General features: G+C 38.0%; 10 protein-coding genes. 5 read left to right on the top strand and 5 right to left on the bottom strand.

The genetic code is table 11. From position 1 onward, the window contains the following. Together ACOVQ4_RS13360 and ACOVQ4_RS13355 are read right to left on the bottom strand one after the other, a co-directional pair. A partial coding sequence (locus tag ACOVQ4_RS13360; protein ID WP_421821131.1) for a DUF819 domain-containing protein occupies positions 1–737 on the bottom strand: 737 nt, incomplete at its 3' end. A 335-nt stretch (positions 738–1,072) separates the two neighbouring features. After that, complete coding sequence (locus ACOVQ4_RS13355) at positions 1,073–2,953, bottom strand: SPFH domain-containing protein (RefSeq protein WP_421821130.1); 1,881 nt, start codon at positions 2,951–2,953, stop codon at positions 1,073–1,075. 260 nt (positions 2,954–3,213) lie between these two features. On the opposite strand from ACOVQ4_RS13355, the gene ACOVQ4_RS13350 reads away from it, so the two are divergent. Continuing rightward, on the top strand, positions 3,214–6,516 hold the full coding sequence (locus tag ACOVQ4_RS13350; RefSeq protein WP_421821129.1) for a UvrD-helicase domain-containing protein: 3,303 nt from the start codon (positions 3,214–3,216) through the stop codon (positions 6,514–6,516). Between the two features lie 54 nt (positions 6,517–6,570). Here ACOVQ4_RS13350 and ACOVQ4_RS13345 read toward each other — a convergent pair whose 3' ends face one another. Then, positions 6,571–7,818 (bottom strand): hypothetical protein, encoded by a 1,248-nt coding sequence (locus ACOVQ4_RS13345; RefSeq protein WP_421821128.1) that lies wholly within the window; start codon positions 7,816–7,818, stop codon positions 6,571–6,573. A 553-nt stretch (positions 7,819–8,371) separates the two neighbouring features. Between ACOVQ4_RS13345 and ACOVQ4_RS13340 the strand changes: the two genes are divergently transcribed. Both ACOVQ4_RS13340 and hslV read left to right on the top strand, forming a co-directional pair. After that, positions 8,372–10,051: a 2-oxo acid dehydrogenase subunit E2 gene (locus ACOVQ4_RS13340; protein ID WP_421821127.1), complete on the top strand. Its 1,680-nt coding sequence runs from the start codon at positions 8,372–8,374 to the stop codon at positions 10,049–10,051. A 134-nt stretch (positions 10,052–10,185) separates the two neighbouring features. Beyond that, a complete protein-coding gene (gene hslV, locus ACOVQ4_RS13335; protein WP_421821126.1) occupies positions 10,186–10,728 on the top strand; it encodes an ATP-dependent protease subunit HslV in 543 nt (180 codons plus the stop codon). Between the two features lie 104 nt (positions 10,729–10,832). Here hslV and ACOVQ4_RS13330 read toward each other — a convergent pair whose 3' ends face one another. Then, positions 10,833–11,297, bottom strand: a complete 465-nt coding sequence (locus ACOVQ4_RS13330; protein WP_421821125.1) for a DinB family protein — start codon at positions 11,295–11,297, stop codon at positions 10,833–10,835. 315 nt (positions 11,298–11,612) lie between these two features. Between ACOVQ4_RS13330 and ACOVQ4_RS13325 the strand changes: the two genes are divergently transcribed. Both ACOVQ4_RS13325 and ACOVQ4_RS13320 read left to right on the top strand, forming a co-directional pair. Next, positions 11,613–12,248, top strand: coding sequence for a peroxiredoxin (locus tag ACOVQ4_RS13325; RefSeq protein WP_421821124.1), 636 nt, complete (start codon positions 11,613–11,615; stop codon positions 12,246–12,248). Positions 12,249–12,530: 282 nt separating this feature from the next. Continuing rightward, the gene (locus ACOVQ4_RS13320) at positions 12,531–13,334 is read left to right on the top strand and encodes a glycoside hydrolase family 25 protein (RefSeq protein ID WP_421821123.1); all 804 of its coding nucleotides are present in this window, start codon (positions 12,531–12,533) and stop codon (positions 13,332–13,334) included. A gap of 56 nt (positions 13,335–13,390) precedes the next feature. Here the strand turns inward: ACOVQ4_RS13320 and ACOVQ4_RS13315 are convergent. Continuing rightward, the coding region (locus tag ACOVQ4_RS13315) for a His/Gly/Thr/Pro-type tRNA ligase C-terminal domain-containing protein (protein ID WP_421821122.1) at positions 13,391–13,879 on the bottom strand (489 nt) is incomplete at its 5' end.

Raw genomic sequence — 13,879 nt, 5'->3', positions numbered from 1 at the left:
ATATCGGCACAGGCATGAGCAAGGGCTGTAGTTCCAAAACCCACAAACAAGACCAACATCAAGTCTTTCACGCTTAAGCTTGATTGTTGATGCGCTGATTCTGCTTCCATTTTTTGCTTTACTTCCTCCACGGCTGATGTATCTGCTCCAAGCCATTTATCAAGTTTGGCACTACGAGCTACTCCAAATAATAATACAGCTAACCATAGTTCAGCCGTAATCACATCGACAGCAATAGCCTGTGAAAAGACCTCTGGACTGGGTTGAAAAACTTCCTTCAGGGCGGTCTGATTGGCACTTCCTCCTATCCAACTGCCTGCAATGGTGGCCAAGCCTCTCCAAACCTCTCCTACCAATACCTCTGGCCATATAGTTTTTACCACCCATAGAGAAACGGGTCCACCCACCATAACGCCTAATGAACCTGCCAAAAATACAATTAAGGCTTTGGGACCAAGTTTTTTGAGTGCTTGAAAATCAATGCTTATCGTAAAATAAACTAAACACGCTGGAAGCAAAAACTTGGAGGCTACAGCATATAATTTAGATTCTTCGCCAGAAATAATATGAAATGAATTGAGCAAACCCGGTACAAAATAACATACCAATATACTCGGAATAATTTGATAAAACTTTTGCCAAAAAGAGGATTTAATACTTGAGGTATAAAAGGTAAAAGCAATGATTCCAATGAGTAAACCAAAAACAATGGCATCGTTTGTGATGAGTGTCTGCATAAAAAATGAGAGGTAAGTCGATATTCTGTTAATGAGCAAATTAAACGAATATTGCCAAACACACAAATATCAAAATTTCTTTCAACATCTTCATTCTTTAAATTTTTCTTCAAAAAATAAAAAAGTGTCTCTTGATATACCAAATGATATAGCGTAGTACTCGACCAGAATCAAGAATAAAAATGATACAGGATTCAAACTGAATGTTGTAAGTAATTGTATACGATTACTTTGCAATTAGGGATTATAAACTACCAAATAGGTTGAGTATATGAAACACCGACTGCAAAATTGCCCGTCGGTGTTTTGGATTTTGAGAATTTTATAACTCAACTTTATTCTAAAGGATTATCTTCATTTTTTTGTTTTTTAGTCATTTCTTCCATCAATTTTAATCCTAACAGTCCGCTCAGTGGACCACCTTGTTCGTTGTTTCCTCCTGTGATTAAAATATCTGGCATTACTTTTATTTTTTCTTTACCAATACTTTCGGTGATTTTTAATTGAGTAAAATTATCTCCACCCATCGCCGAAACTTGTAATTGATACGATTCAGCCTCGGCTTTACCAATAGCCAAGATTTTCTCAGCCTCGGCGTTACCTGTTTTGCTAATTTTTTCCGCTTCGGCAGTTGCCAACAATTTAACTCTTTCCGACTCGGCACTGGCTTGGAGTTTTACTCTTTCAGCCTCTGCGCCAGCTTGTAATTTCAAACTTTGGGCTTCACCTTGTGCTTTTTTCACAGCGGCATCGGCAACTCTTTCGGCAATTACCACACCTTGGTCGGCTTTTACTATATCCTTCTGAATATCAGCAATCGCGGTTTCTTTCTCTAATGCCTGACGGGTTTCTTGCGCCATTTTTTGGGTGTCATAAGTCACTTTTTGCTCTTCAGCTAACTTTCTATCTGTCAATGTTTTCATCAGAGATTCTGGCGGAACGATGTCCCCTATCAGCGTATCTACTGCGTTTACATTGTATTGATTGAGTACTTCAGCAATATACTTACGTGCGGTGTCTTGGCGCTCGGCACGAGAGCCCAAGAAAGAAATGACATCTGAATCCTGCGCTGAATTTCTGAAATAGTTACCAATAGTTGGTTCTAGCACCTGACTCACCAGATTGTTCATATTGCCAAATCGGGCGATTACTTTCGGCGCTTCATAATTAGGAATATGAATGATTTGCGAAACATCCAGATTAAATGGGAAACCATCTTTAGAACGCACCGTAATCGTCGAAAGGTTTTTATCCAATTGATGGGATTCAGAACGGGCACTTGCCCAGTTTAATACAAGGTTGGTTGTTGGTACCAATTCAATTTTCTGTACATAAGTATTTAAAGGATATTTACCTGGCCCGAGAGGTTCGTTCCAGACTCCTTTGAAACCTTTTTCGACAATATTGCCATGTTTAAATTCTGTACCACTTATATCTACACCGTCTTCACCCACATACGAGATTACAACACCAACATGTCCAATCGGAATCTCGGTCATGTGAATTTCCTCTACTCTGGCAAACCACGGATTAAGGTTATAAGAACCTGCTAAGATTACTTGTTGCTGCAAGCCTTTGTTACCCCCAGCATTCAAAAACTGGTCGGCATCTTGAAAGTTATTATGCCCTTCGATAGGCTTACCCGAAATTTGACCTACAGGAATCGAGGCACCATCCATGGTAGTTACAATACCTACCATATTTTCTTGTATTTCGGTAATATCTGTAATCTCAACCTCAAATAAAAAGGTGTTTATTCGATAAGAACCTGCAGTGATAATAGCAGTTTGCCGACCTTTTCTACCACCATTTTTTAAAAAAGCCTCCGCATCTTGAAAACCGTCGCATTCGACCTTGCGAGCCAAAATACTGCCTGTTTCTAACTCCTTACCATCACGTGCCAAAACCAAACCAATTTTGCCTGTTGGCACAACGGTAAGCGGTTGCAATACAACATCATATTGCCAAATCCAAAGCCAAAAATAAATCCCCGGTGCTAAGGGTTTTGCTTGGAAACCCGCTTCTCCTTCTGTGGCAAAAATCCGACCCTCTGGCAGGGATTTCTTGTCACCTATTAAGACAAACTTTTTGGTTACCAAACCAATACGATCCTCTGGAACAATGATAATACCCAATAAACGAAAAATGAATTTGTAAAAAACAAGGCAAAGTACAGGTATCAAAAACACCAGATACGTAGAATAAGATGCTAACATTGAAGTATATATGTTATGTGAAAGTATCAAACCGCTGATAAGCAGTGGTTCACGTGTTAAATTTGTAGGGAAGTACGACTCGTTATATTGCTTTTGTGAAGAAAGGTATAGGATTAGGATAAAAGGATTCTTTTAATTTTACACTAAAAATACTTTTAAATATGAATACTTTTTCAGCTTTCTTTTTAGAAAAATAGCCTAAATATTTCTCTAAATTTGTATCTGCTAAACATACTTCCTCAGCTCTAACAGCAACACTTATGACGGATTTTTTGAGTGCATCTCAGCACGAAACATATTTCAAAATATATTCCTCCTCGGCAGGTTCGGGAAAAACCTACACTTTAGCAAAAGAATATATCAAACTGGCACTTCGCTCCAAATCGCCTTGGTATTTCAACCATATCTTGGCAGTAACGTTTACTAACAAAGCAGCGGGCGAAATGAAAGAGCGTATCTTGAAATACCTCCGTATTTTTTCCAGTAACGACCCGCAAGAGCAAGCGACGGAACAAGGACTTTTTAATCAGATATTAGAAGAACTCCAACAAGAAGGTATCGAAATAGACGATGTTACTTTACGTGCACGTGCCTCCGCTACGTTCAAGCATATCATACACGAGTACGCGAACTTTTCGGTCTCGACAATTGACTCATTCGTTCAGCGAGTGGTAAGTGCCTTTACCGAAGAGTTAGGTTTTCCATTCAATTTTGAGGTAAACCTTGATTCTGAGGTGCTATTGGATGCTGCCGTTGAGCAATTATTACAAAAAACCAATACCGAAACTTACGAGCAAATTACGGAGGCTATCAAAAGTTTTGCCTTAGACAAAGCCACCGACGGGCGTTCATGGAATGGTATCAATGAAGAAATTGCCAATTTTGGTCGAGATTTATTAAATGACCAGTCTCAAGAACATATTGAGAAATTGGGTACATTAGAACCGCTGGATTTTCTGAAAATAGAACAGCAACTTAAGGATTTTAATCAAGGCGTCGAAAAACACATCAAAGAAATCGTGGCGATTGCGCTAGAAACTGCCAACGAAAATGATTTGACCGTAGATGATTTTGCTTTTAAAAAAACTGGTCCGTTTGGGTATTTTATTCAATTAGCAAACGGTAATGATGTTTTCAAAGAACCTGGGGCAAGATTTTTGAATGCTTTGGCCGACAATACTTGGCATGCCAAAAGTGCAACCAAGCCTATTGCTGCCACGATTATGGGCATTGCCGATACACTAACTGATACAGGAAACTTTTTGCTAGAAGCACAAAAGCGATTGAAGCCCAGATTTTTGCTTTATCGTGAAATCTTAAAGCAAATCAAAAAGCTTGCGTTGTTGAGTCAGTTAAAAAAAGAAATAGCAGCTATTCAAGATGAATCGGGTCAAATACATATTTCGGAATTTAACCGTAAAATCCTTGAAATTGTGGTAAATGAACCCATTCCATTCATTTACGAGCGTTTGGGCGAACGATACAATCATATTTTGATAGATGAATTTCAGGATACTTCTACCCTACAATGGCATAACTTTTTGCCTTTGATAGAAAACGCTCTCGCCAGTGGGCACTTCAATTTGGCTGTGGGTGATGCCAAACAGTCTATTTACCGATTCAGAGGTGGCGAGATGGGTTTGATTGTGAATTTGCATAAAAAGCAAATTGATGATTTGACCAAACCTATTGCCGATGATACCTTTTTGGTAGAACGCTACGAAAATATTCATCCCTATATCAAGCCCGAAAACTTAAATACCAATTACCGAAGCTCTGCCGAGGTTATCAACTTTAACAATGCGCTCTTCGAAGCCATCAAAGTAGACCCTGAGTATTTGGCAATAGCACCAAGTTTGCCAAGGGTTTATGACGAATATTTTGCACAAAAAGTACCTGCCAAACCTCTGGAGGGTGGTCATGTGCAAGTGGATTTTATCATCGGAAAAGAAACCGACCGCTTGATGATTGAAAAAGTTGAGCAAATTCTGGAAGAGGTACTCGCTATCGGTTATAAGCTCAAAGATGTAGCGGTTTTATGTCGTAGAAATAAAGATTCTAAGGTAATCGCTAACGCATTGAAGGAACGAAATATCGACGTAATTTCTTCGGATTCATTGAGTTTAGCCGCTTCAGATGCCGTCAATTTAATCATGGCAATCATGAAGGTAGTCCAAAATCCAGATAATGCCCTCGCCAAATATGAGGCGGTGTATTTGTACTATCGAGTGGTTTTGCACAAAGTGCCTAATACACAAGAAAATAAGGTAATCAAGGAAACCATCGAGAGTCGTGATATCTTGAAGTTTTTTGAAATAATTGATAAAAGTCTTGTTCCTACTGCCTTGCAGCAAATGAGTTTATATGAAATAGCCGAAAAGTTATTACAGACTTTTGAGCTTTTCAAACATGACAAAGAACTCGACTTTATATTCCGATTCTTAGATGTTGTCATTGAGTTTCAGCACATGAAAAGTACTCACCTGACCGATTTTATCAATTATTGGGAAAATAAAAAAGAAAGCCTTTCTATCATGTCGCCAGCAGGACAAAATGCCGTTACGGTAACAAGTGTACACAAGTCTAAAGGGTTGGAGTTTCCTGTGGTCATTATTCCTTATTGTCATTGGTCTATTGACACAGGGCTTAATTCTTCTCGTTGGTTTGGGTTGGAAGACGAAGGACTTTTTGAGGAATTAATCGTAGAACAAGCGGAAGAGAATATTACCAAAGCCTTGACAACAGCTCCGCTCAAAATGGTTAAGGAGCTAGAAAATACGCACTTGGTAGAGGAATACCGAGCCGAAAAAGAAGAAACTTTTCTTGAGAGCCTTAATATGCTCTACGTAGCACTGACTCGTCCTAAAGATAGGTTGTATATGGTGGTCAAAAGAGATATGCGAAATCTTAATAAAACCGTTGGAGGCTTATTGCTTCGCTTTGTAGATGGCGAAGCTATGCCTCCCGAAGAACCCTTCACGAAGGTATTATACGATGGTTTGCCCAAGGTTTTGAAACCAGAGAAAGAAAAGATTGCTCCTACAATGACCATTCAGGAAATTGTGACTTCAGAACGCAGTCAGACCATTCAGCTCAAACAATCGGCAGAAAGATTATTTGACTTAGAAACTTTTGAAAAAAGTAAAGATTACGGAAATAAAGTACATGCAGCTTTTGCCAAAATAAAAACCAAAAAAGATATAGATAACGCTTTGGCAGATTTACAGCGTGAAGGATTAATTGTTGAAAATGAACAAGAAGAGCTAAAAGTAACCATTCAACAAATTATTGATTTACCCGAAATCAGTCCGTTTTTTGAAGTTCCAGAACGTTTTATCCGTAATGAAAGAGAAATTCTAAGACCCAATCAGTCGCCACTACGCCCCGATAGAGTAATCAAAATGGGCTCAAAAATCGTAATTTTAGATTATAAAACAGGGTCAAAAAGTAATAGTCACAAATATCAGGTAAAAGACTATCAAAAAATCTATCAAGCTATGGGTTACACCGAAGTAGAAGGTTATTTGGTGTATCTCGAAACCATGGACGTAGTGAAAGTTTAGAATACAATGAGGTTCAGGGAAACGAAGAAATTTTTCCTGAACTTCATTTTAAAGTTACACAATCGCTTTTTTCATTTGTTGATAAGCATAGTACATCCAATAGATTACGCCAAAGAAAATAACTAATTGAAAAACATATTCGATGATAAATTTACCCTGCAAAAAGAACACCCAAGTATAAAAAGGTTTTCCGACCCTAAACCAAAGGGAAGGTTGTAAAACGGCCGCCGTTTGAATAATAAAAGAATACACAAAAAACTTTTTATCCTCAAAATTCACCAATCCAAAAAGCATTGGCATAGCATAGATAAAAATATAATTTGAGTACGCTCCTATTTGAAATATCATCATCACGCCAAAAATACCCAGCCACACAAAAGGAACAAATTGTTTTAATTCAAGATTTTTGAATTTGACCGCTTGCCATGAGGTAGCCCCAACAATCACAAAAAGTCCAATCCAGTTTAAAATTCGAATATTAAATCTGGCAATCAAATCGCCTAGTATGGGGTAAGTTACAGACCAAATATTGGGACACATAGGCTCTTGTGCCAATTGTATCGGCATCAAAAAAGCGGTGCCTCCATGCAAATATAAAAAGGCTAATGTTGGGATTCCTAGCGCGGCCATTCCCAATATAAAATGCCAACGATTACTTAGTTTAAGGAAAATTGGAGGAACAAATAGAACAAAAAACGCTTTTGTAACAATCAGCCCTAATGCTACAATAACACCCAATATAAAATCAGATTTTCCCTTAAGCCATGCCCAAACCATCAAACAAGCAAATCCCCACATCCAAATATCCTCTTGCCCTCCGATAACACAAAAAATAAATGGGGCAGGAAAACACAAATAAATCAGCGTCTTGAATAAAATTTGCCCACTAGATAAGCCATTCCGATAAGTTCGCATGGTAAGTAGCAAAATCAATAACTCGATAATTATCATGAGCAGTGTAACGGCTCTGGCGGTATCCCAAAATATCAAAGGAATAGCTGTAATATAGGCAAACAAAGGCGAATACAAAGAAGGAAAATCACGATATACAATGCCTAATTCCTTTGCTTTTTGAGCCGAATGCCAAAAAATCTGGACATCAGACTGCGCATCAATTCCATAATACACATATACAACCCAAAACGGAAGTATACGAAATATGAACGCCAATAGAGAAAACGAAGCAGTTTTACCTATTCGGTCAAAAAATGATTCGATTTGTGGTCTGAATCTAAATGCCAACCACGCAATCAAACAGAGGCTTAAAGAAAGATATGTTTTGTTGTAAATAACTTCGTACATAAAAAGATTGTTGGTGGATACTTCCTCAGAATTATCAAGGCTTTGATAAAATATTCTAGGCTAAGTTAAGGAACCACTTTTACCGATAGTCTGTATTATAAGATAAACACCTTTATTGATGTAACTAGCAAGAGAAATCACGAAGTAATCCAAACAAAATGTGATTAGAATCGTTACAAAAACAGGGTAAAAAAAACAAAGAAAGGTCTTTTATAGTCAATCCTTTTCCTTGGGATTGCAAAATTAACTTTTCTAAATTTAATTATAGAAAGATTGAGTAAAAACTATCAGGATTAATAAAGGACAAAATTATATTTTTCAAAGATAACTTTTGAAACAAATCCTTTACTCTTATTTTTGGCGTCTGAAATGAAACAGGGTGCCAGCAGAAAAAGATTTGATTAGTGGTTCTTAACTAATATAAATGTGTTGTCTAGCGTTAATGCTTGTTTTATATTTGTAAATTACTTTAAAACGGTATTTCAAATCCCTTTAATTAAAGATTGATGCAACGCAAGTTGCTTCGACCATAAATTTCCTATAACTAAGAATCATGGCAGAAATTATTACGATGCCCAAAATGAGCGACACCATGACTGAAGGTGTTGTGGCAGAGTGGCTCAAGAAAGTTGGCGACGTCCTCAAGCCGGGCGACGGTCTTTTGGCTGAAATCGAAACAGATAAAGCGACAATGGAGCTTGATTTGGATGAGAGAATGGACTTGAGCAATTTTAAAGATTGTAGACTTTTATACATTGGCTTAGAAAAAGGTAAAGCTGTACCTATCGATAGCATTATCGCTATCATTGGTGAAAATGGCGAAGCATACGAGCATCTTTTGAGTGGTGCTCCTGCGGCGGCAGCTCCTGCACCTGTTGCTGAAGCTCCTTCGGCGGCGCCTGCTGCTCCTGCAGCTCCTGCGGTTGATACCTCTGGTATCAAAGCAGAAATCATTGGTATGCCAAAAATGAGTGATACCATGACCGAGGGTACGCTTGTTACTTGGCTTCGTAAAGTTGGGGATGTAATCAAACCTGGCGAAGCTCTTTTGGCAGAAGTTGAAACTGACAAAGCAACAATGGAGTTTGATCTTGATAACTTCATTGATATCTCAAAATATTCTCCATGTACTTTATTGTACATAGGTATCGAAGAAGGTAAAACTGTTGCAGTAGATGACGTTATCGCTGTAATTGGTGAGCCTGGTGCCAACTATCAAGCATTGTTGTCAGCGGGTTCTGCTCCAGCAGCGCCAGCTCCAGCAGCCACACCAGCACCTGCACCAGTAGCAACTGCTGCTCCTGCGGCAGCTCCTGCTCCAGCTGCAACTCCTGTGGCTGAGGCAACAGTAACATCAGCTGATGGTCGTGTTAAAGCTTCTCCTTTAGCAAAAGCTTTGGCAAAAGACAAAGGTATCAACTTGAACGAGGTAAAAGGTTCAGGAGAAAATGGTCGTATCGTGAAAACTGATATCGATAATTATGTTCCTGCTCCTAAGGCTGCACCAGCTGCTAAACCAGCGGCAGCAGCTCCAGCTACCATCTTGGGTCAAGAAAGCTACGAGGAATTCTCAGTAAACCAAATGCGTAAAACGATTGCACGCCGTTTGTCTGAGTCTAAATTCTCGGCTCCTGAGTTCTATCTAACGATGGAAATCAATATGGATAAGGCTATCTCTGCTCGTACTTCAATGAACGAATTCTCTCCTGTGAAAATCTCGTTCAATGATATGGTAATCAAAGCAGTAGCCGTAGCCTTGACTAAACATCCTAAAGTAAACTCTTATTGGATGGGCGACAAAATCCGTATCAACCACCACGTACATATCGGTATGGCAGTAGCGGTTGAAGATGGTTTGTTGGTTCCTGTAATCCGTTTTGCTAATACAAAGTCATTATCACAAATTTCTGCCGAAGCGAAAGATTTGGGTGGTAAGGCTAAAAATAAACAATTGCAACCAAAAGATTGGGAAGGCAATACATTTACAGTAAGTAACTTAGGTATGTTTGGTATCGACGAGTTTACTTCTATCATCAACCAACCAGAATCTTGTATTTTGGCTGTAGGTGGTATCAAAGAAACAGTTGGTGTGAAAAACGGACAATTCTATGCTACTAACGTAATGAAAGTAACCTTGACTTGTGACCACCGTACAGTAGATGGTGCAACGGGTGCTGCTTTCTTGCAAACATTCAAGCAATTGCTTGAAGATCCAATCAAATTATTGGTGTAATCCAAGTATTTGAACCATCAAAAGATGAAAGATACTTCTTATCCAAAAGATGAGAAGAGTCTTTCATCTTTTGTGTTTTATAGAAGGCTTAACTTCCATTTTTCTTTACCGACAAACACTTTATTTTTAAATAAATGGAAAAAATTAGATCAACCACCGTCTTGGCGATTGTGCACAATGGTGAGGTAGCCATTGGCGCAGATGGACAGGCTACTATGGGGAGCACTGTAGCCAAAAACCATGTTCGTAAAATCAGAAAATTGCTAAATGGTAAAATTGTTACTGGTTTTGCGGGTTCTACTGCCGATGCATTTACTCTTTTGGAAAGATTTGAAGAGAAACTCAATGCTTATGGAGGTAATATGAAACGCGCTAGTATTGAATTAGCAAAAGATTGGCGTACCGACCGCTATTTGCGCAGATTAGAAGCCATGATGATTGTGGCGGATAAAGAAGAAGCCTTGATTATATCTGGCACAGGTGATGTTTTAGAACCCGAAAATGGTATAGCGGCCATTGGCTCTGGTAGTAATTATGCACTTTCGGCAGCTTTGGCACTAAAAAAACATGCCTCCCACCTAACAGCCGAAGAAATGGTCAGAGAAGGCTTAACCATTGCAGCTGATATTTGTATTTATACCAATCATAACTTTGTGATTGAAAAACCATCAGCATAACTATTCAAAAAACAGTATCTAAATTTAGTGATTTAGCCAATAAGCAATTGTTGCTCATTGGCTAAATCACTACCGCTTTAAGACTTTAATCTACGCTTACCGCCTTATTGATTACCTTCTCCACGAGCGAAAATAATAAAATCTGTTACGGGTAATTCATTCATCTTTCCTTTTAGATGACTTACAAGCTGCCCTCTATGATAACCAGAGTGAAAAGATAAATGAGTTAAAATCTCGTACAAACTTGAAGAATAAGTTTCACCTTGTCCTGTGGTATAGTTTATCGTTTTTCCAAAAGTTAATTCCTCGCTCTGTTCTACCAGCTCCTTCCATCGCTGAGTCACATTACGAAGCATAATCACGCATTCCGAGAAATCCTTCGTTTCCCACAAAGGAATATAGCCACGTACTTCTCTGGCACGGTTATACCAATTCAAATGTGCTGCAAGAATGTGTGATAATAATTCTAAAGAACGGGAATCTGGGCGGTCAAGAGATTGTAAAGCTTGTATAATTTGCTCGTTTGCCCAAGCTTCATAATTTATTATTTTAGAAAAATGATACTTCATAGTAAAAGAATTGGGTTTTGTATGTATGTTGGCAGTATCTAAAAATCGCTTGGTGTGCTTGTTGTAAATGGTATCATTATTTAAAAAACTCTATAATTTGTTATTTTATCAAAATACTTCACATTTACTTTTATCATTAAAATAATAAAAAATAGTCCTAATCTTTGTATATTCGACTAAAACTTTTTCTCATAAACTGATTTTTATCAAGATTTAGAAAGTTTTTATCAAAATAGGAACTAAAATCAACATAATCTTGTAAGTTTATAGACTAATTAGAGTACACAAAGAAATAAACCTAAAACAAAAAGTAATATGTCATTGAGATTAGGAGATATCGCCCCAGATTTTACCGCAGAAACAACACAAGGTACAATCAATTTTCACGAATGGATAGGTGATTCATGGGCACTGTTGTTCAGTCACCCAGCAGATTTTACACCAGTTTGTACAACTGAGCTAGGTAAAACCGCTTTGCTTAAAGGTGAATTTGAGAAAAAAGGTGTAAAAGTTATTGCTGTATCGGTAGATGACTTAGACTCTCATCAACGTTGGATTCCAGATATTGAAGAAGTGAATGGAGTAGCCGTAAACTTCCCAATCATAGCCGATGAAAACCGCAATGTAGCCACCTTGTATGATATGATTCACCCTAATGCTTCAGAAAAGGCTACAGTTCGTTCGGTATTTATTATCGGTCCAGATAAAAAAATTAAATTAACTTTGACATACCCTGCATCAACAGGCCGTAACTTCCAAGAATTGTTGCGCGTGATTGACTCTTTGCAGCTGACTGCCAACTACCAAGTAGCTACTCCAGCAGATTGGAAAGACGGTGAAGATGTAATCATTACGCCTGCCGTAAAGACTGAAGATGCTAGCGAAAAATTCCCGAAAGGATTTACGGTGGTAAAACCATATTTGCGTACAACACCACAGCCAAACAAATAGGTTGTTTTGTGCTATGTTTGGCTTTGAATTAAAATTAAGCAAGTTGAAATTGAAGCTATAGAGCGGTAATTCTTTGCATCTTAAGCCGAGTCATACATAACAGAGCAATAACAAAAAAAGCGTTCGAAAATCAATTTTCGAACGCTTTTTGCTAACACAGCAGGCATGTAAGTCCAATTCCAAATTATAGAATGCCTTATGACAATCTTTTCTATCAAAATCTTCTTTCAAAAGCGCAAGTAGTTCAGAAATAGTTTAGTATGAATTTTATATTTTTGCAAAATGATTCAACTATTACTGAAAAGATATTTCGCTTTACCACGCAATATAAAAATCGCCATACTTGTTACGATTTTCCTGTCAATTATTTCCCTTATTATTTGGGGGATTTATGGCATTGTTTTGCTTTTTAGACCCAATCCCAATGGATGGGAAAAGGTTTCTAAATTGGGGATTTCAATGCCACTCAAATACGAAGTACATGGAATTGACGTATCTCATCACAATGGCGAAATCAATTGGAAGAAGGTAAAAAAAATGCGTTTTGAGGAAAATCTCAAAATAGAGTTTGCCTTCTTGAAAGCAACAGAAGGCATTACGCATGCCGACCGCCAATTTGAACGTAACTGGGAGCATGCTCGAAAGCTCGGAATGAAGCGAGGAGCCTATCATTTTTATATTGCTTGGCGCGAACCAGTAGGACAAGCCCGTAATTTTATCAATTCTGTCAAATTAGAAAAAGGCGACTTTGTGCCTGTTTTGGATATCGAACAAAACTCCCTGAAACCAGACGAACAAATTATCCGTGAAATTGGCGTTTGGCTCGAAATGGTAGAAAACCATTATGGTGCAAAACCAATTATTTATACTAATCCCAATTTTTATAAGAAGTTTATTAAAGGAAATTTTGATGAATATCCACTTTGGATTGCAGATTATTCCAAAGAATCTTTGAAAGGATATGGTTCCAAATTATGGTTTTGGCAACATAACAAAAATGGCTGGGTTGAAGGTATAAAAGGTACTGTTGATTTCAATGTGTTTCTTGGAAATAAAGCCGAATTAGAAGATTTATGTATACAGTAATAAAAAAATCCCCACTGATATTTTTAGTGGGGATTTGTATTTATATTGATGTAATCTTAGCCAATTTTCTCGAAAACTTCCTCAATCGTTAACTTGAACTGCTCGCCCGAATTCATGTCCTTGAGCGTCAATACGCCATTTTGCATTTCATCAGAGCCAACAATTACTACAAAAGGAATCTTCTTACGATCGGCGTAATCCAATTGCTTTTTGATTTTTGAGTTGTCAGGAAAAACCTCCGCATTGATACCTTTTTCACGAGCTGCACGAAGCAATGGTAATGTATAATTTTGTTCTTCTTTTCCGAAATGACAGAACAATAATTTGGTGGTTACAGTCTGGTTTTCTGGGAATAACTTCAATTCTTCCAAGACATCATAGATACGGTCGACGCCAAAAGAAATGCCAACACCCGAAAGACCCGGAACACCGAATGTTCCTGTTAGGTTATCATAACGCCCTCCACCTGTGATAGAGCCAATTTGAACATCCAAGGCCTTTACTTCAAAAATTGCTCCTGTATAATAAGACAAACCACGAGCAAG

Source organism: Flectobacillus sp. (assembly GCF_049240685.1).
Classification (GTDB): Bacteria; Bacteroidota; Bacteroidia; order Cytophagales; family Spirosomataceae; genus Flectobacillus.
The sequence above is the reverse complement of the archived record's forward strand: the minus strand, read 5'-3'. Positions and strand labels throughout refer to the sequence as shown.

Excerpts from the sequence above, each read along its gene's own strand:
- ACOVQ4_RS13350 (WP_421821129.1), top strand. The coding sequence starts at position 3,214 with ATGACGGATTTTTTGAGTGCATCTCAGCACGAAACATATTTCAAAATA.
- ACOVQ4_RS13355 (WP_421821130.1), bottom strand. The coding sequence starts at position 2,953 with ATGTTAGCATCTTATTCTACGTATCTGGTGTTTTTGATACCTGTACTT.
- hslV (WP_421821126.1), top strand. The coding sequence starts at position 10,186 with ATGGAAAAAATTAGATCAACCACCGTCTTGGCGATTGTGCACAATGGT.
- ACOVQ4_RS13340 (WP_421821127.1), top strand. The coding sequence starts at position 8,372 with ATGGCAGAAATTATTACGATGCCCAAAATGAGCGACACCATGACTGAA.
- ACOVQ4_RS13345 (WP_421821128.1), bottom strand. The coding sequence starts at position 7,818 with ATGTACGAAGTTATTTACAACAAAACATATCTTTCTTTAAGCCTCTGT.
- ACOVQ4_RS13330 (WP_421821125.1), bottom strand. The coding sequence starts at position 11,297 with ATGAAGTATCATTTTTCTAAAATAATAAATTATGAAGCTTGGGCAAAC.
- ACOVQ4_RS13325 (WP_421821124.1), top strand. The coding sequence starts at position 11,613 with ATGTCATTGAGATTAGGAGATATCGCCCCAGATTTTACCGCAGAAACA.
- ACOVQ4_RS13320 (WP_421821123.1), top strand. The coding sequence starts at position 12,531 with ATGATTCAACTATTACTGAAAAGATATTTCGCTTTACCACGCAATATA.